The organism is Streptomyces sp. NPDC002911 (genome assembly GCF_053591835.1).
Genome location: NZ_JBSFUO010000004.1, coordinates 65,850 through 92,267 on the forward strand (window position 1 = coordinate 65,850; position 26,418 = coordinate 92,267).

23 protein-coding genes are annotated in these 26,418 nt (G+C 70.4%); 16 read left to right on the forward strand and 7 right to left on the reverse strand.

All coding sequences use genetic code 11. The features are described from left to right. Positions 1-138: 138 nt before the first annotated feature. The 4 genes from ACWD04_RS08125 to ACWD04_RS08140 all read left to right on the forward strand — a co-directional run bounded on the left by ACWD04_RS08125 (position 139) and on the right by ACWD04_RS08140 (position 5,648). Positions 139-1,491, forward strand: a complete 1,353-nt coding sequence (locus ACWD04_RS08125) for a sensor histidine kinase (protein WP_451129347.1) — start codon at positions 139-141, stop codon at positions 1,489-1,491. A 213-nt stretch (positions 1,492-1,704) separates the two neighbouring features. Then, complete coding sequence (locus tag ACWD04_RS08130) at positions 1,705-2,364, forward strand: LuxR C-terminal-related transcriptional regulator (RefSeq protein ID WP_451129979.1); 660 nt, start codon at positions 1,705-1,707, stop codon at positions 2,362-2,364. A gap of 271 nt (positions 2,365-2,635) precedes the next feature. After that, entirely contained in the window at positions 2,636-4,591 is a 1,956-nt protein-coding gene (locus ACWD04_RS08135; protein ID WP_451129349.1) for a 2-oxoacid:acceptor oxidoreductase subunit alpha, read from the forward strand. Between the two features lie 55 nt (positions 4,592-4,646). After that, positions 4,647-5,648, forward strand: coding sequence for a 2-oxoacid:ferredoxin oxidoreductase subunit beta (locus ACWD04_RS08140; protein WP_451129981.1), 1,002 nt, complete (start codon positions 4,647-4,649; stop codon positions 5,646-5,648). A 7-nt stretch (positions 5,649-5,655) separates the two neighbouring features. Here ACWD04_RS08140 and ACWD04_RS08145 read toward each other — a convergent pair whose 3' ends face one another. Further along, complete coding sequence (locus ACWD04_RS08145; RefSeq protein WP_451129351.1) at positions 5,656-6,063, reverse strand: winged helix-turn-helix transcriptional regulator; 408 nt, start codon at positions 6,061-6,063, stop codon at positions 5,656-5,658. A gap of 105 nt (positions 6,064-6,168) precedes the next feature. On the opposite strand from ACWD04_RS08145, the gene ACWD04_RS08150 reads away from it, so the two are divergent. The 7 genes from ACWD04_RS08150 to ACWD04_RS08180 all read left to right on the forward strand — a co-directional run bounded on the left by ACWD04_RS08150 (position 6,169) and on the right by ACWD04_RS08180 (position 12,521). Beyond that, the gene (locus ACWD04_RS08150) at positions 6,169-7,029 is read left to right on the forward strand and encodes an SDR family oxidoreductase (protein ID WP_451129353.1); all 861 of its coding nucleotides are present in this window, start codon (positions 6,169-6,171) and stop codon (positions 7,027-7,029) included. A 127-nt stretch (positions 7,030-7,156) separates the two neighbouring features. Further along, on the forward strand, positions 7,157-8,146 hold the full coding sequence (rarD, locus tag ACWD04_RS08155) for an EamA family transporter RarD (protein WP_451129355.1): 990 nt from the start codon (positions 7,157-7,159) through the stop codon (positions 8,144-8,146). Between the two features lie 70 nt (positions 8,147-8,216). Continuing rightward, a complete protein-coding gene (locus ACWD04_RS08160; protein WP_451129357.1) occupies positions 8,217-9,833 on the forward strand; it encodes an FAD-dependent monooxygenase in 1,617 nt (538 codons plus the stop codon). Positions 9,834-9,845: 12 nt separating this feature from the next. Beyond that, a complete protein-coding gene (locus ACWD04_RS08165) occupies positions 9,846-10,295 on the forward strand; it encodes a hypothetical protein (protein WP_451129359.1) in 450 nt (149 codons plus the stop codon). Positions 10,296-10,539: 244 nt separating this feature from the next. After that, complete coding sequence (locus ACWD04_RS08170; RefSeq protein WP_451129983.1) at positions 10,540-10,989, forward strand: VOC family protein; 450 nt, start codon at positions 10,540-10,542, stop codon at positions 10,987-10,989. Between the two features lie 65 nt (positions 10,990-11,054). Next, positions 11,055-11,864: an HAD-IIB family hydrolase gene (locus ACWD04_RS08175; RefSeq protein ID WP_451129361.1), complete on the forward strand. Its 810-nt coding sequence runs from the start codon at positions 11,055-11,057 to the stop codon at positions 11,862-11,864. A 111-nt stretch (positions 11,865-11,975) separates the two neighbouring features. After that, positions 11,976-12,521 carry a flavodoxin family protein gene (locus ACWD04_RS08180; RefSeq protein WP_451129363.1) on the forward strand — a complete coding sequence of 182 codons (546 nt, stop codon included), beginning with the start codon at positions 11,976-11,978 and terminating at the stop codon, positions 12,519-12,521. Here ACWD04_RS08180 and ACWD04_RS08185 read toward each other — a convergent pair. The 5 genes from ACWD04_RS08185 to ACWD04_RS08205 form a co-directional block, all read right to left on the reverse strand. After that, entirely contained in the window at positions 12,514-13,107 is a 594-nt protein-coding gene (locus ACWD04_RS08185; protein ID WP_451129365.1) for a TetR/AcrR family transcriptional regulator, read from the reverse strand. The genes ACWD04_RS08180 and ACWD04_RS08185 overlap by 8 nt on opposite strands. Positions 13,108-13,303: 196 nt before the next feature. Next, the gene (locus ACWD04_RS08190) at positions 13,304-14,188 is read right to left on the reverse strand and encodes an ABC transporter permease (RefSeq protein WP_451129367.1); all 885 of its coding nucleotides are present in this window, start codon (positions 14,186-14,188) and stop codon (positions 13,304-13,306) included. Beyond that, entirely contained in the window at positions 14,175-15,161 is a 987-nt protein-coding gene (locus ACWD04_RS08195; protein WP_451129369.1) for an ABC transporter ATP-binding protein, read from the reverse strand. The genes ACWD04_RS08190 and ACWD04_RS08195 overlap by 14 nt, the downstream gene beginning before the upstream one ends. An 85-nt stretch (positions 15,162-15,246) precedes the next feature. Continuing rightward, positions 15,247-16,485 carry a LolA family protein gene (locus ACWD04_RS08200; protein ID WP_451129371.1) on the reverse strand — a complete coding sequence of 413 codons (1,239 nt, stop codon included), beginning with the start codon at positions 16,483-16,485 and terminating at the stop codon, positions 15,247-15,249. Between the two features lie 202 nt (positions 16,486-16,687). After that, positions 16,688-17,698 carry a polyprenyl synthetase family protein gene (locus ACWD04_RS08205; protein WP_451129373.1) on the reverse strand — a complete coding sequence of 337 codons (1,011 nt, stop codon included), beginning with the start codon at positions 17,696-17,698 and terminating at the stop codon, positions 16,688-16,690. A gap of 156 nt (positions 17,699-17,854) precedes the next feature. Between ACWD04_RS08205 and ACWD04_RS08210 the strand changes: the two genes are divergently transcribed. The 5 genes from ACWD04_RS08210 (at position 17,855) to ACWD04_RS08230 (ending at position 24,341) form a co-directional block, all read left to right on the forward strand. Continuing rightward, positions 17,855-19,354 (forward strand): peptide MFS transporter, encoded by a 1,500-nt coding sequence (locus ACWD04_RS08210; protein WP_451129375.1) that lies wholly within the window; start codon positions 17,855-17,857, stop codon positions 19,352-19,354. 9 nt (positions 19,355-19,363) lie between these two features. Continuing rightward, positions 19,364-21,358 (forward strand): CocE/NonD family hydrolase, encoded by a 1,995-nt coding sequence (locus ACWD04_RS08215; protein WP_451129377.1) that lies wholly within the window; start codon positions 19,364-19,366, stop codon positions 21,356-21,358. 107 nt (positions 21,359-21,465) lie between these two features. Beyond that, positions 21,466-22,695, forward strand: a complete 1,230-nt coding sequence (fahA, locus tag ACWD04_RS08220; RefSeq protein ID WP_451129379.1) for a fumarylacetoacetase — start codon at positions 21,466-21,468, stop codon at positions 22,693-22,695. Further along, positions 22,692-23,366, forward strand: coding sequence for a GOLPH3/VPS74 family protein (locus ACWD04_RS08225; RefSeq protein WP_451129381.1), 675 nt, complete (start codon positions 22,692-22,694; stop codon positions 23,364-23,366). Before fahA ends, ACWD04_RS08225 begins: the two co-directional genes overlap by 4 nt. Before the next feature lie 366 nt (positions 23,367-23,732). Further along, entirely contained in the window at positions 23,733-24,341 is a 609-nt protein-coding gene (locus tag ACWD04_RS08230; protein ID WP_451129985.1) for a Uma2 family endonuclease, read from the forward strand. An 18-nt stretch (positions 24,342-24,359) separates the two neighbouring features. On the opposite strand, the gene recQ is transcribed toward ACWD04_RS08230, so the two are convergent. Continuing rightward, the gene (gene recQ, locus ACWD04_RS08235; protein ID WP_451129383.1) at positions 24,360-26,330 is read right to left on the reverse strand and encodes a DNA helicase RecQ; all 1,971 of its coding nucleotides are present in this window, start codon (positions 26,328-26,330) and stop codon (positions 24,360-24,362) included. Positions 26,331-26,418: the final 88 nt, after the last annotated feature.

A 26,418-nucleotide genomic window follows, 5' to 3' on the forward strand; every position in this document is an offset into this window, starting at 1 on the left:
ATGGTGGGGAAAACCCCCTGCCCGATACGGAGACCCTCCTCATGGTGCCGTGGCCCCTGGCACAGCAGTCTTGACTAATCAGCCGTTGTATCGGCCCGCGGGGAGTCCCCGCTCAGAAGAAACGGACGGACGCCCCTGATGACCACGGCATACGGACCGGCCTCGCGCAACCACCACAGCCCCGGCGCCGGGTCGGGGGGCTACCCCCGGGCGAAGCACTTCTTCCCCGCGGCGCTGCGCGCGCCCTTCGAGGCGCGTACCTGGCGCGAGCTGGGCTATGTGCTCCTGAGCCTGCCGATCAGCGTGGTGCTGTTCAGCTTCGCGGTGACCATGGTGTCGCTGGGCCTGGGCATGCTGATCACCTTCGTCGGCATCCCGATCCTCGCCGCCGGCCTGGTCATGTGCCGCGGTTTCGGCGCCGTGGAGCGGGTCCGGGCACGCGGGCTGCTGAAGCTGGACGTCGCGGATCCCGAGCCGGTACGCGGGAAGGGCGGCCTGGTGTCCTGGGTGGGCGCGGTACTGAGGAGCGGGGCGTCCTGGCGGCATCTGCTCTACGCGGTGCTGCACATGCCCTGGGCGGTGTTCGCGTTCTCCGTGTCGGTGGCGTTCTGGGCCTACGGCTGGGCCGCGTTCACCTACCCGCTGTGGCGCTGGGTCTTCCCGGCGTACGCGGGTGTCGACGGCATCCAGCTGTACGGCGACCGGACGCATCAGGTCTACCTCGACTCCCCCTTCGAGCTGACGGTCACCGGCGCGGTCGGTCTGGCTCTCGTCCTGGTCACGCCGTGGATCATCCGTGGCCTGGTGTCCGTGGACCGTTTGATGGTGCTGGGTCTGCTCGGCCCTTCCCGGCTGGCCTCCAGGGTCTCGGAGCTGGAGTCGGACAGGGGTGTGGTCGTGGACACCGCGGCCGCGGACCTGCGCCGCATCGAACGCGACCTCCACGACGGCGCACAGGCCCGGCTCGTCGCCCTCGCCATGGGCCTGGGGCTGGCGAAGGAGAAGCTCACCGACGACCCCGAAGCCGCCGCCCGCATGGTCGACGAGGCCCACGGCGAGATCAAGGTCGCCCTCCAGGAACTCCGCGACCTCGCCCGCGGCATCCACCCCGCCGTCCTCACCGACCGCGGACTCGACGCCGCACTCTCCGCCATCGCCTCCCGCTGCACCGTCCCCGTGAAAGTCGCGGTGGACCTGGAGTCACGGCCCGCCCAGGCCATCGAGGGCATCGCCTACTTCACCGTCTCCGAACTCCTCCAGAACATCAGCAAGCACGCCCGGGCCACCCGCGCCTCGGTCGACGTCTGGAGAGCGGCGGACCGGCTGATGCTCCAGGTCACGGACGACGGCCGCGGCGGAGCCCGGCTCGACGGCGGTACGGGCATGTCGGGGCTGGCGGAGCGGCTGGGAGCCGTCGACGGCGTCCTCGTCGTCGACTCGCCCGCCGGCGGCCCGACGACCATCACCGCCGAGCTGCCCTGGCGAGGCTGAGACACCGGCTCCGTACACGAGCCGGACGCACCGCAGTGCCCCGGCCGCCACCACGGCGGCCGGGGCACTGCGGTGCGTCCGGTGGCGACGGAACCGCTGGTGTACGACCCGCCCGGGTGCCGATGCTGGAATGCTGGGCGCACAGGGGCGGCGCGCACAGCGGCGTACCCGAGGGACACCGACAGTGGGGGACACAACGTCGTGAAGGAAAGAGTGCGGGTCGTCATCGCCGAGGATTCGGTGCTGCTGCGGGAAGGACTCACCCGGCTGCTGACCGATCTCGGGCACGACGTCGTCGCCGGGGTGGGGGACGCCGAGGCGCTGATCAAGACGGTGAGTGACCTCGCGGGGCAGGACGCGCTGCCGGACGTGGTGGTCGCCGACGTGCGGATGCCGCCGACCCACACCGACGAGGGGGTGCGGGCGGCCGTGCGGATACGCAAGGACTACCCGGACATCGGGGTGCTGGTGCTCTCGCAGTACGTCGAGGAGCAGTACGCCACCGAACTGCTGGCCGGAAGCAGCCGCGGCGTCGGCTATCTCCTGAAGGACCGGGTGGCCGAGGTCAGGGAGTTCGTGGACGCCGTGGTGCGGGTGGCGCAGGGCGGGACCGCGCTGGACCCCGAGGTGGTGGCTCAGCTGCTGGGCCGCAGCCGCAAGCAGGACGTGCTGGCGGGGCTCACGCCGCGCGAGCGGGAGGTCCTCGGTCTGATGGCGGAGGGACGTACGAATTCAGCCGTCGCCCGTCAGCTGGTGGTCAGCGACGGAGCCGTGGAGAAGCACATCAGCAACATCTTCCTGAAACTCGGCCTGGCCCCCAGTGACGGGGATCACCGGCGCGTTCTCGCCGTTCTCACGTATTTGAACTCGTGACGACGCGATGATCTACCCGTGATCATCTGGATGATCCACCCACCGCCGAGCGAAACCCCAGGTCCTACGACGAAAGGATGAGCAACGAAGGGGGGCGTCCAGTGATCGACAGGTCCGGAAAATATGGCAAAGCGTGACGCATTCATGTCCTGAAAACGCGTCCACCATATGACCGGTCCAAGGAAGGCGACCCTTACAGAAGTAGGGTGGGGCCTGGACCGCCGGCGGGCCGGCCGGTCCCGAGCCGCCGCCCCGAGGGAGGTCCAGTTCAGTGACCAGCCAGGTCAGTAGCCCAGCCGGAAAGTCCGATGAGGCCAACGAGGCTGTAGTCGGGGAGCAGCGTGCTCCGCGCATTGATCGTACGGGTGCCGCCGAGAAGGAAATCCGCCGTCTGGACCGAGTGATCATCCGCTTCGCGGGTGACTCGGGTGACGGCATGCAATTGACAGGCGACCGGTTCACGTCGGAGACGGCGTCGTTCGGGAACGACCTGTCGACGCTGCCCAACTTCCCCGCCGAGATCCGGGCGCCCGCCGGCACGCTGCCGGGTGTGTCCTCGTTCCAGCTGCACTTCGCGGACCACGACATCCTCACACCGGGCGATGCGCCGAATGTACTGGTCGCGATGAATCCGGCGGCGCTGAAGGCGAATATCGCCGATGTGCCGCGCGGGGCCGACATCATTGTGAACACGGATGAGTTCACCAAGCGTCCGATGGCGAAAGTCGGATACGCCGAGTCCCCTCTCGAGGACGGCTCGCTCGAGGCGTACAACGTGCATCCTGTTCCGTTGACGACCCTGACGATCGAGGCGTTGAAGGAGTTCGGACTTTCCCGCAAGGAGGCCGAGCGGTCGAAGAACATGTTCGCGCTCGGGCTGTTGTCCTGGATGTACAACCGTCCGACCGAGGGGACGGAGACATTCCTCCGGTCGAAGTTCGCCAAGAAGCCGGCCATCGCCGAGGCGAATGTGGCGGCATTCCGTGCGGGCTGGAATTTCGGTGAGACGACGGAGGATTTCGCGGTCTCGTACGAGGTCGCACCGGCGTCGCAGGCTTTCCCGACGGGCACGTACCGCAACATCTCGGGAAACCTGGCGTTGTCGTACGGGCTGATCGCGGCGGGCCGGCAGGCGGACCTGCCGGTGTACCTGGGCTCGTATCCGATCACTCCGGCGTCCGACATCCTGCATGAGCTCAGCAAGCACAAGAATTTCGGCGTAAGGACCTTCCAGGCGGAGGACGAGATCGCCGGGATCGGGGCGGCTCTCGGCGCGTCGTTCGGCGGGTCACTGGGTGTGACGACCACGTCGGGCCCGGGCGTGGCGCTGAAGTCGGAGACGATCGGTCTGGCGGTGTCGCTGGAGCTGCCGCTGCTGGTCATCGACATCCAGCGCGGGGGCCCGTCCACCGGTCTGCCGACCAAGACGGAACAGGCCGACCTGCTTCAGGCCATGTACGGGCGCAACGGTGAGGCACCGGTCCCGATCGTGGCACCGAGGACCCCGGCGGACTGCTTCGACGCGGCCCTGGACGCCGCCCGGATCGCGCTGACCTACCGGACGCCGGTGTTCCTGCTCTCCGACGGGTATCTGGCGAACGGCTCCGAGCCGTGGCGGATCCCCGAGGTCGACGGCCTCCCCGACCTGCGGACGCAGTTCGCCACCGGGCCGAACCACGAACTCGCGGACGGCACCGAGGTGTTCTGGCCGTACAAGCGGGACCCGGAGACCCTGGCCCGCCCCTGGGCCGTGCCGGGCACCCCGGGGCTGGAGCACCGGATCGGCGGGATCGAGAAGCAGGACGGCACGGGCAACATCTCCTACGACCCGGCCAACCACGAATTCATGGTCCGCACCCGCCAGGCGAAGATCGACGGCATCGAGGTCCCCGACCTGGAGGTCGACGACCCGGCCGGCGCGAAGACCCTGGTCCTGGGCTGGGGTTCGACGTACGGGCCGATCACGGCGGCGGTGCGCCGGCTCCGCGCGGACGGCGAGACGATCGCGCAGGCCCATCTGCGCCATCTGAACCCCTTTCCGCGGAATCTCGGTGAGGTGCTGAAGCGTTACGACAAGGTCGTGGTACCGGAGATGAACCTCGGCCAGCTCGCCATGCTGCTGAGGGCCAAATACCTCGTGGACGCCCAGAGTTACACCCAGGTCAACGGAATGCCTTTCAAGGCCGAGCAGCTCGCCACAGTCCTCAAGGAGGCCAACGGTGCCTGACGCCAACGCCAACGAACTCCTCCAGCTGGTCCCCAAGGCCGAGGGCAAGCAGTCCATGAAGGACTTCAAGTCCGACCAGGAGGTGCGCTGGTGCCCGGGCTGCGGTGACTACGCGGTCCTCGCGGCCGTGCAGGGCTTCATGCCCGAACTGGGACTGGCCAAGGAGAACATCACCTTCGTCTCCGGCATCGGCTGCTCGTCCCGCTTCCCCTACTACATGAACACGTACGGGATGCACTCCATCCACGGCCGCGCCCCCTCCATCGCCACGGGCCTGGCCACCTCCCGCCGCGACCTGTCCGTCTGGGTCGTCACCGGCGACGGCGACGCGCTGTCCATCGGCGGGAACCACCTGATCCACGCCCTGCGCCGCAACGTCAACCTCAAGATCCTGCTGTTCAACAACCGGATCTACGGGCTGACGAAGGGGCAGTACAGCCCCACCTCCGAGGTCGGCAAGATCACCAAGTCGACGCCGATGGGCTCGCTCGACGCGCCCTTCAACCCGGTCTCCCTCGCCCTGGGCGCCGAAGCCTCCTTCGTCGCCCGCACCGTCGACTCCGACCGCAAGCACCTCACGAGCGTGCTGCGCGCGGCCGCCGACCACCCCGGTACCGCACTGGTGGAGATCTACCAGAACTGCAACATCTTCAACGACGGCGCCTTCGAGGTACTCAAGGACAAGGAACGGGCCGAGGAGGCGGTCATCCGCCTCGAACACGGCAAGCCGATCCGCTTCGGCGCCGACAACGCCAAGGGGGTCGTCCGCGACCCCCTCACCGGTGACCTGAGCGTCGTCGCGGTCACCGAGGACAACCAGTCACGGATCCTCGTCCACGACGCCCACAACCCCAGCCCGACGACCGCGTTCGCGCTGTCCCGGCTGGCGGACGCCGACACCCTGCACCACACGCCCATCGGGGTGCTGCGCAGCGTGGAGCGCCCGGTCTACGACTCCCTGATGTCCGACCAGCTCGATGCCGCGATCGAGCAGCGCGGCAAGGGCGATCTGAGCACCCTGCTGTCCGGCACCGACACGTGGACCGTGGTCGGCTGATCCGCCGTCACCCCTGCACGACGGGGCCCGGAGCCGACTGGCTCCGGGCCCCGTCGTATGCCTCGCGGGCGTCCTCCACCGCGTCCAGCCGCCGCTCCGCCCACCGGGCCAGGCCCCAGACCTGCTCCGCCGCCTCCTTGCCGAGCGGAGTCAGGGAGTAGTCCACCCTCGGCGGGATCACGGGCTTGGCGTCCCGGTGCACGAAGCCGTCCCGTTCCAGCGTCTGCAGGGTCTGGGCCAGCATCTTCTCGCTGACACCGCCCACCGTGCGGCGCAGCTCGCTGAAGCGGTACGACCGCTCCAGCAGCGCGGCGAGCACCAGCACCCCCCAGCGACTGGTGACGTGCTCCAGCACCAGCCGCGAGGGGCACATCGGCTGGTGGACGCTCGGGGCCCTGACGGCACTTACGCTCATGCCAGTACCTTACTTCAAAGTGCGTACTTTCGAAGAGAAAGTGCATCTCCTACAGTAAGTAACCGAGAGAGCCGTCCCAGGATCAGCGCACCAGGAGGAAAACCCATGAGCATCGTTGTCACCGGAGCCACCGGCGAGCTCGGCCGTCTCGTCGTCGAGCGGCTGCTCGCCACGGTCCCCGCGGAGTCGGTCGCGGCGGTCGTCCGCGACAAGGAGAAGGCCGCCCCGCTCGCGGCCCGCGGCGTGGAAGTCCGTATCGCCGACTACGACCGGCCCGAGACCCTCGCCGGCGCGTTCCGGGCCGGCGACCGCGTGCTGCTGATATCGGCCGACGAGGTCGGCAGGCGGATCCCGCAGCACACCGCCGTGATCGAGGCCGCGAAGGCTGCGGGCGTCGCGCAGCTCGCCTACACCGGAGTGCTGGGCGGCCCTGACGCGGACTTCCAGCTTGCCGCCGAGCACAAGGTGACCGAGCAGCTGATCCTGGACTCCGGGTTGCCATACACCTTCCTGCGCAACGGCTGGTACACCGAGAACTACACGGCGAATCTGGCGCCCGTCCTGGAGCACGGCGCCGTCGTCGCCAACGCGGGCGACGGTCGCGTCGCCTCCGCCACCCGGGCCGACTACGCGGACGCCGCCGCCGCCGCGCTGACCGGCGAGGGGCACCTCGGCGCCACGTACGAGCTGAGCGGCGACGTGGCCTGGTCGCTGGCCGAGTACGCCGCCGTGGTGGCCGCCGCGACCGCCGAGGAAATCGTCTACCACAACGTGCCGGCCGCCGCGCACCAGGAGATCCTCGTCGGAGCCGGGGTGCCCGAGCCCTTCGCCGCGATCCTCGTCGACGTGGACGAGGCCATCGCCCGTGGCCTGCTCGCCGGGACGAGCGGCGACCTGGCCCGCCTCATCGGCCGGCCGACCACCCGTCTGGCCGAGACGGTCGCCCGCACGGTCGCGGCCGCCTGAACGGGCACCCGGACACCTGTCACGACCGTTTCCGTGAGACAGCAATGACAGAGGGCTCCTCCGGCGCTACCGTCGTGCAGTCGGCGGCTCGCCGACCGCCTGAGTCGCGGTAGTGCCGGGAGGGCCCGTGAAGGGGAAGAACGAACAGCGGGCAGGCCTGCTGTACGGAATCGGCGCGTACGGGATGTGGGGCCTCGTGCCCCTCTTCTGGCCGCTGCTGGAACCGTCGGGGGCGGTGGAGATCCTCGCGCACCGGATGGTGTGGTCACTGGGTGTCGTCGGTGTCGCCCTGCTGCTCCTGCGCCGCTGGGCCTGGATCGGCGAGCTGGCACGACAGCCCCGGCGGCTGGGGCTGATCGCGATAGCCGCGACCGTGATCTCGGTCAACTGGGGTATCTACATCTGGTCCGTCAACAACGGCCATGTCGTCGAGGCGTCGCTCGGCTATTTCATCAATCCCCTGGTCACGATCGCGATGGGCGTCCTGTTGCTCGGTGAGCGGCTGAGGCCGGCGCAGTGGACCGCGGTGGCGACCGGCTTCGCCGCGGTCCTCGTGCTGGCGATCGGCTACGGGCAACCGCCGTGGATCTCGCTGGTGCTGGCGTTCTCGTTCGCGACGTACGGCCTGGTGAAGAAGAAGGTCGGCATGGGCGGCCTGGAGTCCCTGGCCGCCGAGACCGCCGTGCTGTTCGTGCCGGCGCTCGGCTTCCTGCTGTGGCTCGGGGCGAGCGGGAACGCGACGTTCCTGGCCGCGGGCGCGGGGCACGGAGCACTTCTCGCCGCGACGGGGCTCGTCACCGCGATACCGCTCGTCTGTTTCGGCGCCGCGGCGATCCGGGTGCCGCTGTCCGTCCTGGGTCTGCTGCAGTATCTGGCGCCGGTGTTCCAGTTCGCGCTCGGCATCCTGTACTTCCACGAGTCGATGCCGCCCGAGCGGTGGGCCGGTTTCGCGCTGGTCTGGGTGGCGCTGATGCTGCTGACCTGGGACGCGCTGCGGACGGCGCGGCGCACGAGGGTGGAGGCACTGCGCCTGGCCGTACGCGCGGCGGAGGCCGCTCCCTCACTGGAGACGCCTTCCGCTTCAGCGCCGGACGCGGACACGCCCGCCGCAAAATAGTTACCAGGTTGCATTTTTAACTCGGTTGCGTTTCCCTGTCCTTCCGGATGGCGTGCACCGAGGAGCAGACATGACCGACGTACTGATCGTGGGCGCGGGCCCGACCGGACTGACACTGGCCTGCGATCTCGCCCGGCGTGGCATCGCCGTCCGGATCGTGGACAAGTCGCCGGAGTATCCGCGCAGTTCCCGGTCCAAGGGCCCCGATCCCCGCTCTCTGGAGGTGCTGGAGGACCTGGGGGTCGTCGAGGCGGTGCTGGCGGCGGGTTCGCCGCCGCTCCCGATGCGCAAGTACCGCGACGGAGTGCCGGTCGCCGAGGCCGACCCGTACGCGGATTCCGCGCCGGCCCCGGACGCGCCCTACGACCGGGGCCGGCTGATCGCCCAGTGGCGGCTGGAGGAAATCCTGCGTGACCGCCTCACGGAATACGGCGTGGGCGTGGAGACCGGAATCGAGGTCGTGGGCCTCACCGAGGACGACGCCTCGGTAACCGTCAGCTTCGCCGACGGTTCCGGCACCGGCGCCCGGTACGTGGTGGGCTGCGACGGCGCCCACAGCCGCGTACGGAAACTGCTCGGCGTCGCGTTCGACGGGAAGACGGACGAGGAGCAGGTGATGGTCTGCGGCGACGTCGAGATCACCCCGGGCGTCCTGGACCGTGGCATCTGGCACCAGTGGTTCGACGAGGACGGAGCGGTCATGCTCTGCCCCGTCCCCGGCACCCGGGCGGGCTGGTGGTACCAGTCGAGCCCGGAGCGCGACGGGGACGGCCGGCCGCTCGCCCCCTCACTCGACGGCTTCAGGCGGCTCTTCGCCCGGCATACCCGGATTCCGGCCGGCCACCTCATAGAGGCCGCGCTGCTCTCCACGTACCGCGTCAACGTGCGCATGGCGGACCGCTACCGGGTGGGCCGGGCGTTCCTGGCCGGGGACGCCGCCCATGTGCACGCGATCGCGGGCGGGCTGGGCATGAACACCGGCATCCAGGACGCCTTCAACCTCGGCTGGAAACTCGCCCAGGTGCTGCGGGGGCGGGCGGCCACGGGGCTGCTGGACACCTACGAGGAGGAGCGGCTGCCGGTCGCCGCCTGGACGCTGGACCTCACCTCGGAGCGGCTGCGGGACACGCTGGCAGCGATCAGGAAGCCGGGCGGCGGACTCGACACCGCGATCACCCCGTCGACGACGGGCCTCGACCGTGGCTACCGGTGGAGCTCCCTGACCCGCCCCGGCGGCAACGGCGGCGTACGGTCCGGCGACCGCGCCCCGGACGCCCCCTGCGTCAAGGCGGCGACGGGCGCGCCCACCCGCCTGTTCCGCGTTCTCGCCGGTCCGCACATCACGCTGCTGGGCTTCGGTTCCGGCACGGAGCGGGCGCTCCGGGAGGCGACCGCGGCCCACGGCGACGCGGTGCGGGCCTTCCGGGTGTACGGCTCCGGGGCCCCGGAGCCCGGGACGGCCGCCGCCGGCCCGGAGGCCCTGCACGACCGGGAAGGGCACGCCCACGCGGCGTACGGCATCGAAGGGGACACCGTCGTCGTGATCCGTCCCGACAACCACGTGGGGCTGATCGCCGACGCGGACGACCACGACGCCGTACGGCGGTATCTGGATGCGCTGGACGAGGTGCGGGAGCCGGATCCGATGCGTGTGGCAGGCATGGTGGACGGCACCCGTAAAGGCTGATTGAGTGCCCGGATGGGGACGATCCTGAAGGACATGAGGCACGTTCAGTGGCATGAGCTGCGCCATGCCCAGGGCTCCGCGTCCCAGGTCCCCGGGATGCTGTCGCGGATCGCGTGGGGGGACAGTGAGTCGGCCGAGGACGCGCTGAGCGATCTGGGGCGGTGGATCGGCGCCATGGCCTTGTTCGACGCCACGGCCGCCACGGTGCCGTTCCTGTGGGAACTCGCCGGCATGGAGACCGTGAAGGACCGCGCCGGGGTGCTCGGCCTGCTGCGGACGATCCTCACCCATGGACACGCGCATCACCCCGAGTGGGCCAGGGACGCGCATCTCGCGGTCCTGACCGGCCGGGTGACGGCCGAGCGGCTGGCCTCGGACGACGATCCTGCGGTGCGCACGGCGGCCGGGGAACTGCTGGCGGCGCTCGGCGGGCACGTCTGCGAGACCTGCCCGCCGTCGTGAGGCCCGCGGCTCGGCCGATCGCCGCCACCCGGCCCGTCAGGTGCCGGCAGAAGTGCAGGGTGCAGTTGTGCCGCGCCGCCCCCGTCGCGCCCGGCGCCCAGGTCCGGCGGCCGCCGGAAGTCGTGAACGCCACCGGCGGAGCCCGCACCGCCGCGGACGTGCGGCCCTTCGGTGTACGGAGAACCGGTTTTGGTTCCGGCGCGGCCGTTGCCGTCCCATTCAGGTGACCAGTATGAACGGTTACATGACCCTGCACTGGAAAGTCGTCATCGACGCCGGCGACCCGCACGCCCAGGCCGACTTCTGGGCCGAGGCGCTCGGCTATCTCGTCGAGGACAACAGCGCTTTGATCGAGGAACTGCTCGCCGCGGGAGCCGTGACCGAGGCCGCGACGGTCGAACCGCACGGGCACCGCGCGTGGCGCGATCTCGCCGCGGTGCGGCATCCGGACGATCCGTACGAGGAGAAGAGCGGGACCGGGCTGGGGCGCCGGCTGCTCTTCCAGCGCGTACAGGAGCCCAAGACGGTGAAGAACCGCCTCCACCTGGACGTCCACACGGCCCCCGGGCAGCGCGAGGCCGAGGTGGAACGGCTGCTGGAGCTGGGAGCGAGCGCGCTGCGGGTCGTCGAGGAACCCGGCGGGTCGTGGCAGGTGCTCCTGGACCCGGAAAGCAACGAATTCTGCGTCCACTGACGGATCCGCCCGTCCGCGCAGGTCAGCGACGTCCGACGGGAAGGCGATCTCTCTAGGCTGACCTCATGTTCACGCGACTCGCCGCATACACCCTTGTCGCCACGGATCTGGACGGCACGCTGCTGCGTTCCGACGACACCGTGAGCCCCCGCTCCCGCTCCGCCCTCACCCGCGCGGCGTCGGCGGGGGCGCACCATCTGATCGTCACGGGCCGGGCGGTACCCGGCATACGCGCGCTGCTCGCGGACCTGGGCTACGACGGCCTCGCAGTCTGCGGGCAGGGCGCGCAGGTGTACGACGCCGGGGCAGCCCGCATGCTGCGCTCGGTCACGCTGGACCGGGATCTGGCCGAGACCGCGCTCGGCAAGATCGAGGCCGAGGTGGGGCAGGTGTTCGCGGCGGTCGACCAGGACGGTACCGAGGGCCGGACCCTGATCGAGCCGGGCTACCGCATGCCGCATGCCACCCTCCCCGCGCAGCGGGCCGAACGGCGCGAGGAGCTGTGGGCGGCGCCGGTCATCAAGGTGCTCATACGCCACCCGGAGCTGACGGACGACGAGCTGGCCGTGACCGCCCGTGGGGCGGTGGGCGATCTGGCGTCCGTCACGATGGCGGGCCCCGGCACGGTGGAGCTGGCGCCGTACGGCGTGGACAAGGGGACCGGCATCGCGGAGGCGGCCGGACTGCTGGGCCGTGACCCCGCCGGCGCGGTGGCGTTCGGCGACATGCCCAACGACCTGCCGATGTTCCGCCTCGCGGGCCACCGGGTGGCGATGGCCGACGCCCACGCGGAGCTGCGCGCCGAGGCCGACGAGATCACGCTGTCGAACGAGGACGACGGAGTCGCGGTGGTCCTGGAGCGGCTGTTCGCCTGAGGGCACACCCCGCCCACGACCATCGGCCGGAAATCACTCCCCGAAACCCCATGCACATGCATATGATGCGTGCGCCGGTAAAAGTTGCACGCATTCAACTGGGGGTACACCATGACCACGCGCGCCTTCCTCTTCCTGCTCGGCAGCAGCCGCGCCGACGGCAACACCGAGCTGCTCACCCGCCTCGCGGCCGAGCAGCTCCCGGCAGACACGGAACAGCGGTGGCTGAACCTGCGGGATCTTCCGCTGCCCGACTTCGAGGACCTTCGGCACGCGGACGGCCACTCCGTCCCCGCCGGGCACGCCGCGACCTTGCTGGAGGCGACACTCGCCGCCACCGACGTGGTCGTCGCCTCACCGCTGTACTGGTACTCGGTCTCCTCCTCCACCAAGCGCTACCTGGACCACTGGTCGGGCTGGCTGGAGACCCCCGGCATCGACTTCCAGCGGCGGATGGCAGGGAAGACCCTCTGGGGGATCACCGCTCACGCCGTCACCGACCCGGCGGTCGCCGAGCCCCTCGCGGGGACGCTGCGCAATTCGGCGCGTTACCTGGGGATGCGCTGGGGCGGGGTGCTGCTGGGCAACGGCAGCAAGCCCGGTGACGTGCTGTCCGACACCGGCGCGGTGGCCGGTGCGAAGGTCTTCTTCAGCTGACGCCCCCGGCGACCAGGGACCGCAGGACATGGGCCACCAGCGCGGCGACCGTCGCCTCGTCCTGGGTCGGCTTCCGCAGCACATGGCGGTAGTAGACGGGGCCGTAGAGCAGCTCCACCGCGAGCGGCAGATCGGCGCCGACAGGAATCTGCCCCTGCTCCTGGGCCCGCCTCAGGCGCCCCACGGCTGCCTCGAAGCGAGGGTCCACCAGCTGTTCACGCACTGTCCGCGCGAGGCCGTCGTCGTGGTGCATCTCCGACAGGATCCCGGCGTACGCCGGGCCGTAGGGCGGCGTGGAGACCAGCTTCACCGCGCCGTTGATGTGCGTCCGCAGATCGGCCGCTATGTCACCGGTGTCGACGAACGGCGTGGCGCCGACGAACACCTCGGCGAACGCTTCCAGCATCACCGCGCCCTTCGACGGCCACCAGCGGTAGATCGTCTTCTTGCTCACGCCGGCGCGCGCCGCGATGGCCTCGACCGTGACCCGTCCGTACCCCTCCTCCGTACACAACTCCAGGGCGGCGTCCAGCGTCGCCCGTCGTGACCTCTCGCTGCGGTGCGGGGAACTCGGCGATGTGATCATTCGGTGAGCATAGGGGGATTCCCCCACCGCTTATTGACAGGCTGTCACCAAAAGTCGAACAATGACCAGGCTGGAAACGGAACGTACCGTGTCGTGACGTGCCGTGCAGTACACCGTTCGTGCCGTTCGTGCCGCGACGAGCCGATCGGGGGACGGCTCGACCGGCCGGCGGTGCGGACGGCCGGCGCCGAGCACCTCAGACGCTGATGTCCTTCGTCGTGAAGCGCGCCCAGGCCGCAGAGCCGAACACCGCCGCATAGAGCGCCTGCAGACCCAGGTTCCTGGCCATCTCGTCCCAGTAGACCGGTTCGCGCAGCAGGTCCGTGAAGGACAGCCAGTAATGCGGGAAGAGATACGGATGGATCCCGTCAAGCTGGGGCATCGTGTCCAGGATCTGCACGGTGATCAGCACCCCGACCGTGGCCGCCATCGCCGCGATCCCGCTGTTGGTGAGGGTCGAGACGAAGAGACCCAGCGCCGCGAAGCCGATGAGGGACACCGCCACCGCGACCGCGATCAGTCCCGCCCGCAGAAGTCCCTCACCGAAGCTGATCCGGGTCCCGGAGATCGTCGTGACCTCCCCGACGGGGAAGAGCAGCGCCCCGGCCGCGAGCGCCGAAGCCGCCACGACCAGGGTGGCGATCAGGCAGAACACCAGGACGGACGCGTACTTCGCGAGCAGCAGCCGGGTGCGGCCCGCCGGCGCGACCAGGAGATAGCGCAGGGTGCCGCCGCTCGCTTCGCCCGCCACCGAGTCCCCAGCGATGACACCGACGGCCATCGGGAGGAAGACGGGAAGCGTCGCGGAGAACGCCGCGAAGACCAGGAACAGACCGTTGTCGGTGACCTGGGAGAGAAAGGCGGGGCCGCCGCCACCTGGGCCGCCTCGCGAGCCGTCGCCCGTCTCGATCCGTACGGCGATCCCGATGAGCACGGGCACGGCCGCCAGCACACCGAGCAGTGCCAGGGTGCGCCACCGGCGCAGGGTGGTGGCCAGTTCGGAGCGGAGGATCCCGAGGGTCCACAGCGCACGGCGCGGTGTGCGGGCCGCGGGGAACGCCGTGAGTTCAGCCTGCGACATCGAATCCCTCTCCGGTGAGTGCGACGAAGGCGTCCTCCAGCGATGCCCGCTCGACGCCGAAGGCGCGGACGCGGACACCGCCCCGCACCAGGGCGGCGTTGAGGTCCGCGAGTTCCACTTCGCCCGGCGGCGCGTCGGCGCTCACCCGGTCTCCGTCGGTCACGAGGCCCGTCACCCCGTGCTCCGCGAGGACGCGGACCGCGTCAGCGGGGTCCCGGGTGGTCACTGCGAGCCGGCCCCGGGCGCCCGCGGCGAGCGTGGTCACCGGGCCCTGGACGAGGAGCCTGCCGCGGGCCATCACCGCCGCATGCGTGCAGACCTGTTCGATCTCGTCGAGCAGGTGGGAGGAGAGGAAGACGGTGGTGCCCTCGGCCGCCAGCTCGCGGACCAGGGAGCGGATCTCACGCATGCCCTGCGGGTCGAGACCGTTGGTCGGTTCGTCCAGCACGAGCAGCCTGCGCGGCTGGAGGAGAGCGGCGGCCAGCCCGAGGCGCTGCTTCATCCCGAGTGAGTACGCCTTGGCCTTCTTGCCGGCCGCGGCGCCGAGCCCGACCCGGTCGAGGGCGCTGCTCACCCGCGCGCGCCGGGTGCGGGGATCGGCCGCCGGGTCGGCGGAGTCGAAGCGTACGAGATTGTCGCGGCCGGTCAGGAACCCGTACAGCGCGGGCCCTTCGATGAGCGCGCCGACCTGCGGGAGCACCGTGCGGGCGGCGGCCGGCATGGGGCGGCCCAGGACCTGTGCGGTGCCGGAGGTCGGGTCGATGAGCCCCATGAGCATCCGGATCGTGGTGGTCTTGCCGGAGCCGTTGGGCCCGAGGAAGCCGAAGACACTTCCGGCGGGGACGGCGAGGTCGAGCCCGTCGACCGCCAACTGCCCGCCGCGGTAGCGCTTGGTGAGCCCGCGTGTCTCGATCACGGCGCCGGGCTCCGGCCCCGTGTCCCGTCCCGCCGTCGCGGCCGCTGTGTCGGTCATGCGCACTCCCGGTCCTGTCGCTGCGCCGTGTACGGAACCGCCCCGCCGTACGGAGCGTACGGCGGGGCGGGACCCACGGTGCGTCCTACTTGGCGGTGTCGGCCGCCTTCACCAGCGCGTCCTCGGTGACCGCGCCGACGTAGACCTTTCCGTCGTCGGTCATCAGCGCGTTGACGAGGCGCGTCTTGAAGACCGTGCCCGTGCCGAAGTCGCCGGTGACCTTGTCGCCGAGCGCGTCCAGGAACTGCCGCGCCTGCGGGGGTACGTCGCCGGAGCCCTGGGCGGGCAGTCCCGCTCCGCCCGGGAGCTCGATCTCGGCGACGGCGTTCCAGCCCTCGCCGATGACGTCGAGGCCCTTGAAGTCCTCCGGCGCGGACAGGTCGGCCCGGGTCTTCTCCGCCGAGCCCTTCTTCTCCGCCTCGGCCTTCAGCTCGTCGGCCTCGGTCACCTTCGCGCCCTTGGGCGGAGTGAAGGAGAAGGACGAGGCCTCGGGCTTCGCGAAGTCGACCTCGGTGAACCCGGCGTCGACCGCGGCCTTGCCGCCGCTGCTCGGGGCCAGCGTGAACTTCAGCGGTACGCCGGTCGCGGCGTCGACCGCGACCGTGACGGAGCCGATCGTAGAACCGGACTGCTCGGGCTTGATCAGAAGCTTGTATGCGTCGCGCCCGGCCACCTGCGCCGTGCCGTCGACGGTGACCGACGTGGTGTCGCCGGCAGCGGCGAGCGCCTCCTCGGCGAGCTCCTTCGGAGTGGCCGGCACACCCTCGGGCGCCTTGTGCTCCTTGGCCTTACCGCCCGGGCGCTCGTTGCCGTCGGACTGCGCGTGGTAGACCTCGTTGCTCTCGCTGTCGTAGCCCCAGATGTCGTCCCCGTTGTGGACGAGGCTGTATTCGGAGCCCTCGCCGAGGATCGAGAGGCGCTGCTTGTCGGGGCCGTCGACGGCGACCCGGAGCGTGTGCGTCCCGGAGGCGAGCTCCATCAGCTTGGTGTCGGGGGAGGCGCTCGACTGCCCGGACCCCGGTCCGGCGCCCGGCGAGAAGGAGCCCGCGAGCCCGCCGAGCGACGGGATGCCGAGGTCGGTGCTGACCTTCACCGTGCCGGAGAGCTGCTCCTCGTCCGACGCGGCGATCTTCTCGATGAGTTCCTGCGCGGTGATGCCCGGCAGCTCCGGGTCTCCGGAGTCCGCGAGCGCGGGGACGAGTCCGATCGTCGCCGCCGCCACTGCCGCCACCGCGAACGGGACGATGTAGCGCGCCGCCTTCCGACGGCCCACGACAGTGCCCGTGGCCTCGCCGTTGGTCTGTGCGCTGTCGTTCGGTGCCATGTGTGCTCTACCTCCGTGGTCGGCGGCTGCCATCCCGTTGCACGTATCCACTCCCCGCCGCCGTTCTCACCCGATGTGGTCAGGAGTGGTTGACCTCCATCTGACCAAATCCGGCGGTGACAAGCGTCAGCCCCCGGGAGCAACTGTGCGTACCTCTCCGGGATGATTCCGAGGGCGTGCGGTCCGGCCGAGCCCTTAGGGGTCAGCCCGCGCGGTGCACCACGGCGTCGCACAGCTCCTCGAGGGCGGCCTTCGCGTAACACTCGGGCAGCGGCGCCAGCGTGGCCCGTGCCTCCTGGGCGTAGCGCACGGTGTCACGGCGCGCCTGTTCGAGTGCCGAGTGGGCGCGCAGCCTGTGCAGCGCCTCGGCGAGCCTGGCGTCGTCGCCGAGGCCGCCGTCCAGCATCTCCACGAGCTCCTTGTCCTCCGGACGGCCCTCGGCCGCCGCCCGTGCGCGCAGGTGGAGGACCGGCAGGGTGGGGATGCCCTCGCGCAGGTCGGTGCCGGGCGTCTTGCCCGACTCGTGGGAGTCGGAGGCGATGTCCAGGACGTCGTCGGCGAGCTGGAAAGCGATGCCGAGGCGTTCGCCGTACTGGGTGAGGATGTCGACGACCGGCTCTTCGGCCCCCGCCATCAGGGCGCCGAACCGTCCGGACACGGCGACCAGCGAGCCGGTCTTGCCGCCCAGCACGTCCATGTAGTGGTCCACCGGGTCGCGGCCGTCGCGCGGGCCCGCGGTCTCCAGGATCTGACCGGTGACCAGGCGCTCGAACGCCTCCGCCTGGATGCGGACTGCCTCCGGCCCGAGGTCGGACAGGATGTGCGAGGCGCGGGCGAAGAGGAAGTCACCCGTCAGGACGGCGACGGAGTTGCCCCAGCGGGTGTTGGCGCTGTCCACCCCGCGGCGTACGTCCGCCTCGTCCATCACGTCGTCGTGGTACAGCGTCGCCAGGTGGGTCAGTTCGACGACCACGGCGGCGGGGACCACGCCCGGAGCGTCGGGGTCACCGAACTGGGACGCGAGCATCACCAGCAGTGGCCGGAAACGCTTGCCCCCCGCGCTCACGAGGTGCTGTGCGGCCTCCGTGATGAACGGGACCTCACTTTTGGTGGCAGCCAGCAGCCCCGCCTCGACAGCGGCCAAACCGGCCTGGACATCGGCCTCAAGAGCCTGGTCCCGCACGCTCAGTCCGAACGGCCCGACGACGGTCACGAGGGGATCTCCTGTCTGCTGACGATCACACGGAATGTCGATGTGTCGCTGTCCTCACTCAAGTCAGCGTATCCGGTCCCCTTTGGATCACCGTGGGCGCCTTCCCGCCGCCGCCGGTATGTTCGACATCAGCTCATACGATCAGGAGTTGTCGCTTTGTCCCACACCGCGGCCGGTACCGAACCGGTCCAGCCACCGCCCCGGGACGACCAGGCCTTCTTCGGCCAGCCACGGGGCCTGATGACCTTGTCCGGACTGGAGGTCTGGGAGCGTTTCTCGTTCCTCGGGATGCAGGCCATCCTGGTCCTCTTCTTCGCCGACAAGGTCTCCGACGACGGCATGGGCATGGACCCGGGCACCGCCGCCTCCGTGTCCGCCGCCTACGGCACCCTCGTCTATCTCGTGTCCGTGGCGGGCGGCTGGCTCGCCGACCGCATCCTCGGTTCGTACCGCGCCGTTCTCTACGGCGGCATCCTCATCGCCTGCGGCCACTACGCCATGGCCGTGCCCACCGCCACGATGACCTGGGTGGGCCTCGGCCTGATCAGCGCCGGAACGGGCCTGCTCAAGCCCAATGTCGCCTCGATGGTCGGCAAGCTCTACAGCACGCAGGACCAGCGCCGCGACGCCGGCTTCGCGCTCTACTACATGGCCATCAACATCGGCGCCTTCGCCGGCCCCCTGGTCACGGGATGGCTCGGCGACCACGCGGGCTGGCACTGGGGCTTCTCGGCCGCGGCGGTCGGCATGACGCTCGGTCTGATCCAGTACGTCGCGGGCCGGCGTCACCTGGCCGGGCGAAAGCACGCGGCGGAGTACGCCCTGGCGCCCGGCCCGATGCGCCGGGCCGTGCTGACGATCGTGGCGGGCGTCGTGGCGGCGGCCCTGGTGGCCACCGCCCTGACGCTGGCCGGCTGGCTCACGATGGACCGGTTCGTCGACGTGCTCACCCTCGTCTCCGTGATCGCGCCCGTCGTGTACTTCGTCGTGATGTTCAGGAGCCCCCGGGTCACCCCGGAGGAGCGGGGCAGGCTCCGGCCGTACGTCGTGCTGTTCCTGGCCTCCGTCGTGTTCAACTTCATCCTCTTCCAGGCGTACTCGACGATGATGCTGCTCGCCTCGACGAACGCTCGTACGGAGATCTTCGGCTTCCACTTCCCCGCGAGCTGGTACGCCTCCGCCCTGGGCGCCTTCGAGGTCGCACTGGCGCCCGTCGTGGCCGCGGTCTGGGCCCGGATGGGGCCGCGCCAGCCGCACGCCTCGAACAAGATTGCGATCGGGGTGATCCTCGGCGGACTGTCCTTCCTCCTGATGGTCATTCCGACCTCCGGCCACGCCGACGACACGTACAAGATGGCCGCCTGGTGGATCGTCGGCTCCTATCTGCTGCTCGGCCTCGGCGACATCCTGCTGGAGACGTCCGGCATGTCCGCCACCACGAAGCTCGCGCCCAAGGCGTTCGCCAGCCAGACGATGGCGCTGTGGTTCCTGTCGCTGGCCCTCGCCAACGGCATCCAGGCACAGATCGTGAAGCTCTACGGCGAGGTCTCCATCCCCGCCTACTTCGGTGTCAATGGCGCTATCGCGGTGGTGGCCGGTGTGGCCGTCATCGCCGCCGCTCCCTGGCTCAAGCGCACCATGCACCCCGTCCACTGAGGTACCACCATGCACATCCGCACCGATTTCCCGTACGAGACCACCCACGAGGACCTCTACATCCCGTTGGCGGACGGCACCCAGCTGTACGCCAGGATCTGGCGGCCGGTCACCGACGAAGTGGTGCCCGCGCTGCTGGAGTACCTGCCCTACCGGCTCAGCGACTGGACGGCGCCGCGCGACTGGCAGCGCCACCCCTGGTACGCGGGCCACGGCTACGCCTCCGTACGCGTCGATGTGCGCGGGCACGGCAACAGCGAGGGCATGCCGGGCGACGAGTACGACGCGACGGAACTCGCCGACGGGGTCGCCGTCGTGCACTGGCTGGCCCAGCAGGAGTGGTGCTCGGGCCGGGTGGGCATGTTCGGCATCTCCTGGGGCGGCTTCAACTCGCTCCAGATCGCCGCGCTCGCCCCGGAGCCCCTGAAGGCGGTCGTCACCGTGTGCTCGGCCGACGACCGCTACGACAACGACGTCCACTACATGGGCGGCTCCGTCCTCGGCGTGGACATGCACGCCTGGGCCTCCACCATGCTCGCCTTCGTCTCCCGGCCGCCGGACCCGGCGGACGTCGGCGACGACTGGCGGGACATGTGGCTGCGGCGGCTCGAAAAGGTGGAGCCGTTCATCCATACGTGGCTGGCCCACCAGACCCGTGACGACTACTGGAAGCACGGCAGCGTCTGCGAGGACTACGGCGCCGTCACGGCGAAGGTCCTGGCGGTGGGCGGCTGGCACGACCCGTACCGGGACACCGTCCTGCGGCTCGTCGAGCATCTGGACCCCGGGCAGGTGCGCGGGCTGATCGGCCCCTGGTCCCACCAGTACCCGGACCGGGGGCTGCCCCCGGGGCCCGCCATCGGTTTCCTTCAGGAGACCCTGCGCTGGTGGGACCAGCATTTGAAGGACAAGGACACCGGGGTGATGAACGAGCCCCTGCTGCGGTCCTGGATCAGCGGCTCGCACCGACCCGCAACGGCCTACGAGACGCTGCCCGGCCGCTGGGTCGGCGACGCCGGCTGGCCGTCCGAGAACGTCACACCTGTCGCCTACGCCTTGGCGGGCGGGCCCCAGACCGTCCACTCGCCGCAGCAGACCGGGCTGGACGCGGGCCGCTTCTTCCCGTTCGGCAACGACGCCGACCTGCCGCCGGACCAGCGGGACGAGGACGCCAAGTCGGTGTGTTTCGAATTCCCCGTCGAGGACGCCCCCATCGAGATTCTCGGTCGTCCCCGGGTGACACTCCGTGTCCGGATGGACGTACCGCGTGGCCAGGCGATCGCTCGGATCTGCGACGTGGCCCCGGACGGCGCCTCCACCCTCGTGACCCGCGGCGCCCTCAATCTGGCCACCCGGCACGGACGCGACCGTGCCGAGGACTGGCCCGTCGGGGAGACCGAGGACGTGACCTTCGAGCTGAACGGCATCGGGCACACCTTCCCGCCCGGCCACCGGATCAGACTCGCCGTCTCGTCCTCGTACTGGCCGTGGATCTGGCCCCAGGCAGGGTCCGCGGGCTTCACGCTCAAAGCGGACGGGAGCCTCGTCGAACTCCCGGTGCGCCGGCACACCGAGGACCCGGGGATCACCTTCGGCGAACCGGAGCAGTCGGAGCCGCTCGGTGTCGTCCTCCCCGTCACGCTCGACGAGCAGCGCCCCGAGCGCCTGGTGGTCAGGGACGTCGCCAAGGGCGAATGGCGACTGGAGGTCGATCCGCGCTACGGCGGTACGCGGGTCTACCCCGACGGGCTGGAGTTCACCGAGGACGCGCTGGAGACCTACACGATCCAGCAGGACGATCCGCTGTCGGCAAGGGCCCGTTCGGACTGGACGATCCGGCTGCACCGGCCCGAGATGGCCTGGGACGTGCGGGTCGAGACACGTTCGGAGACGGGCGCGGACGCGGACGACTTCATCACGTCCAGCGAGGTCGTGTGCAAGGACGGTGACGAGATCGTCTTCCACCGGACCTGGGAGAAGCGGATCCCCCGCACGGCGGGCTGACCGGGTCAACGCGTAACTTTCCGGGCTCACGCCTACTTGGGGCACTGCCGCCGAACGGCGAAGCCGACGTACCGTGTTCCTCAAGCGACGGAAAGGGGCAGCGACAGATGCCCGAGCAGAGCAGCCCGCTCGACCTGGCCGAGGGCGACCCCTTCGGTCCGCACAACCTTCCGTACGGTGTGTTCTCCACCCCCGGACACCCCGAGGACCGAAGGGTCGGAGTCCGCATCGGCCGGCATGTGCTGGACGCCGGAGCGGCGGCACACGCACTCGGTTCGCCGTACGCCAGACTGCTGGCGCAGCCGAGCCTGATGCCACTGCTTGCGGCGGGCCGCACCGCGTGGCGGGACGTACGGCGGGCACTGACGGCGTGGGTGACGGTCCCGTCCCACCGCCCGGACCTGGAGCCGCTGCTCCATCCGCTCGACTCGGTGACCCTGCACCTGCCGTACGAGGTCGCGGACTACGTCGACTTCTACGCCAGCGAGCACCACGCCACCAATGTGGGGAGGATCTTCCGTCCCGACGGGGCGGCCCTCACCCCCAACTGGAAACACCTTCCGATCGGTTACCACGGGCGGGCCGGCACGGTCGTCGTCTCCGGCACGGACGTGGTGCGCCCCTCCGGGCAGCGCAAGGCACCGTCCGACCCCGTACCCGTCTTCGGCCCCTCGGTGAAGCTGGACATCGAGGCCGAGGTCGGCTTCGTCGTGGGCGTCCCCTCGGAGCAGGGCTCCCTCGTGGCGCTCGGCGACTTCCGCGAGCACGTCTTCGGACTCTCCCTGCTCAACGACTGGTCGGCGCGGGACATCCAGGCCTGGGAGTACGTGCCGCTGGGCCCGTTCCTCGGCAAGTCCTTCGCCACCTCCGTGTCGGCGTGGGTGACTCCGCTGGAGGCTCTGGACGCGGCCCGCACGGCACCGCCCGCACGGGACTTCGAACTGCTCCCGTATCTGGAGGACGCGGACGACGAGGAGCCGGGCGGCTTCGACATACGGATCTCGGTGGAGATCAACGGGCAGACCGTCTCCGAGCCGCCGTTCGCCTCCATGTACTGGACGGCTGCTCAGCAGTTGGCCCAGATGACAGTGAACGGCGCCTCGCTGCGCACGGGCGACCTGTACGGCTCCGGCACCGTCAGCGGTCCGGAGCCGGGGCAGCGCGGCTCTCTGCTCGAACTCACCTGGAACGGCCGCGATCCGCTGGACCCGGCCGAGGGCAAGCGAACGTTCCTGGAGGACGGCGACACCGTCACCCTGACCGCCTGGGCCCCCGGGCCGCACGGCACGCGCGTCGGGCTCGGTGAGGTCACGGGACGGATCACGGCCTCGCCGTGAACGAGACCGCCCCCACGCTCCCCGAGGAACTGCTGATGCTCGCCCTGGATCCCGTACGAGGCAAGCCGTACTGCCGCGGCCGGTTCCTGGAGTACGGCATCGCCGGAGCCGTCCTGGCGGAGCTGGAGCTCCAGGGGAGGGTCGCCGACGAGCGTGGCCGGGTGGTGGTGGTGAATCCGCTGGACCCGCCGGATCCGCTGCTCGCGGTGTTCTTGCGCAGCCTTCCGCCGCCGGGCAGGAGCAGATTCGGCTCGGGGGTGTCGGCTCGGCGCTGGGTGCGGCAGTCGGCGCGGCGGGCCGAAGGGCTGTACCTGGACGCCCTGGTGGAGCGCGGTGTCCTGTGCAGGGAGACCCGTCGCTTCCTCGGCCTGTTCCCGTTCCACCGCCACGTGGCGGGCCCCGCCTCCCCGGGGGAGCAGGTGCGCCTGCATTTCGAGACGTCCCGCGCGGCGGGCCTCCCCGACCGCAGGAGCCGGCTGCTCGCGGCGCTGGCCGCGGCGGTGGAACTGCCGTCGGTGGTGAAGCAGGGCGACCGCCGCGCACGCGCGGCGGCGCGGGCCCTGGCCCGCGAGGAGTGGCCCGCGCTGGCCGTCCACCGCAATGTGCGCCAGGACAAGGCCGCCGGGGGCGGCGGGGACGGGGGCGGCGGCGGTGGCGGTGGCGGGGACTGATGCCCCGGGTGGCCGAAGGGTGGTCATCCGGGTGGCGGATCTTCACCGGCGAAGTCGATGAGAGCTGTCCACAGCGTTGCGCTCCTGGTCCTCAGGTGGCGCAACACTGTGGCAACCAGTCCAGGACCATCCACACCGTCGCGGCGGGGTGCCCCGGTCCTCGCTCTGCTCCAGCACACCTCCCACGAGGCGGTCCGGGAGGCCCTCTCAGGCGTGCTCACGGACCCGGACGCGGATGTGCGCGCGTACGCGGCCAGGGGGGCGAGGGTCAACGACGCGTGACTCGCTCACACGTTTGAGCGGCCATGATCGGTTCTCGCCGGATACGCTGAACGGACCGCGAGACTCCTTCGTATGGGAGCACTGATGAGCATCGACCCCGAGGCCCCCGAGCCGCGGTGGGCGGTTCCGCCCGTGGGCGGCTGGACCGCCGATGACCTGGACACACTCCCGAATCTGCCTCCGCACACGGAGCTGATCGACGGGAGTCTGGTTTTCGTGAGTCCGCAGACCGTGTTCCATGAGCGTGCGATCGACTACCTCAAGTGGCAACTACAGTCTCTCGCACCGCTCGGCCTGGAAGTCTTCCGCGAATTCACCATCGACGTCGACTTCCAGAACCGGCCCGAACCCGATGTCGTCGTCGTACGCGCGGACGCGGTCGAGAGCCTGCGGCAGACACGGTTCCCCGCGAGCAGTGTGCTGCTGGCGATCGAGGTCGTGTCCGACGAGTCCGTCACCCGCGACAGGGAGACGAAACCTGTGAAGTACGCGCGGGCGAAGATTCCACACTACTGGCGGGTGGAGAACCAGGACGGCCGTGCGGTGGTCTACGTCTTCGAGCTGGAACCCGCGACCGGCGCGTACACGTCCACGGGGATCTTCCATGACCGGATGAAGGTCTCCACTCCCTTTCCCGTGGACCTGGATCTGACCGCGATCGTCTCCCGCCGCCGGGCGGCGGACCCTCGCTGACGCACGCCCCGCCCCCGCTCACTCGAACTCCGGCGGCTCCTCGTCCCAGCCGAACTCCGGCTCCGCGTCCTGGACGGCGGGCCGGGCGGGTGGCACGGGTGCGGGGGCCGCTTCCGCTTCGGGCGCCGCCGACGGGGCCGCGTCCCCCAGCCCGGCCAGCACCTCCAGTACCCCCTCGCCATACGTCGCCAGCTTCTTCTCTCCGAGACCGCTGACGCCACCCAGCTCGGCAAGGGAGCCCGGGCGCAGTGCGGCGATCTCGCGCAGGGTCGCGTCGTGGAAGATCACATAGGCGGGGAGGCCCAACTCCTTGGCCTGGGCGCCGCGCCAGGCGCGCAGCGCCTCGAAGACGGGGACGGCCTCCGCGGGCAGGTCGGCCACGGCCACTGCCGACTTGGCCTTGCGCTCGCCCGACCCACCGGACCGGGTCGTGGGCCGCTTCGGCTCCTTGCGGAGCAGCACCTCGCGCTCCCGGTCGAGCACGGAACCGCTCTCCTCGGTCAGCACCAGCGTGCCGTACTCCCCCTCGACCGCGAGCAGCCCCTGCGCCAGCAGCTGGCGCACCACACCCCGCCACTCCGCCTCGGCCAGCTCCTCGCCGATGCCGAAGACCGAGAGCTGGTCGTGGTCGAACTGGATGACCTTCGCGGTCCTGCGGCCCAGCAGGATGTCGACGATCTGCCCGGCCCCGAACTTCTGATTCCGCTCTCGCTTGAGCCGGACCACGGTGGACAGCAGCTTCTGCGCGACCACCGTGCCGTCCCAGGTCTCGGGCGGGGTGAGGCAGGTGTCGCAGTTGCCGCAGGTCTGCTCGCCGGGCTCCTGGCCGAAGTACGTCAGGAGCTGGGCGCGGCGGCACTCGACCGTCTCGCAGAGCGCCAGCATCGAGTCGAGATGCGAGGCCGCCCGGCGCCGGAACGCCTCGCCGCCCTCGCCGCCCTGGATCAGCTTGCGCTGTTGGACGACGTCCTGGAGTCCGTACGCCATCCAGGCCGTGGACGGGGCCCCGTCCCGCCCCGCCCGGCCCGTCTCCTGGTAGTAGCCCTCGACGGACTTGGGCAGGTCGAGGTGGGCCACGAAGCGCACGTCGGGCTTGTCGATACCCATGCCGAAGGCGATGGTCGCGACGACGACCAGGCCCTCCTGGCGCAGGAAGCGCGACTGGTGCTCGGCGCGCGTCCGGGCGTCCAGGCCCGCGTGGTAGGGCACGGCCTCGATGCCGTTGCGGCACAGGTACTCGGCGGTCTTCTCCGTCGAATTGCGCGAGAGGCAGTAGACGATGCCCGCGTCCCCCGCGTGCTCCTCCTTGAGGAAGGTGAGCAGCTGCTTCTTCGGGTCGGACTTCCCCACGATGCGGTACTGGATGTTGGGCCGGTCGAAGCTGGCCACGAAGTGTCTGGCGTCGGGCATACCCAGGCGCTGGGTGATCTCCCGGTGCGTGGCGTCGGTCGCCGTGGCCGTCAGCGCGATACGGGGTACGTCGGGCCAGCGCTCGCCCAGCACGGACAGGGCCAGGTAGTCGGGGCGGAAGTCGTGGCCCCACTGGGCGACGCAGTGTGCCTCGTCGATGGCGAAGACGGAGATCTGGCCGCGGGCCAGCAGTGCGAGGGTGGAGTCCAGGCGCAGCCGCTCGGGGGCCAGATACAACACGTCGAGCTCGCCGGCGACGAACTGGGCCTCCATCGAGCGGCGCTCGTCGAAGTCCTGCGTGGAGTTCATGAAGCCCGCGCGGACACCGAGCGCGCGCAGGGCGTCGACCTGGTCCTGCATGAGCGCGATCAGCGGGGAGATCACAATGCCGGTTCCGGGCCTGACCAGGGCGGGGATCTGGTAGCAGAGGGACTTGCCGCCGCCGGTGGGCATGAGCACGACCGCGTCGCCGCCCTCGACGACATGCTCGATCACCGCGCCCTGCTCGCCGCGGAACGTCTCGTACCCGAACACCCGGTGCAGCGTCTGCTGCGCAGCACTCTCGGTCGTCACACTCATGGTCGCGCCCGTCCGTCCGTCTTCACCCGTCACCGGCAACCATAGGCGCCGCCTACGACAACGCCGGACGGCCTTGACTTTCCAAGGC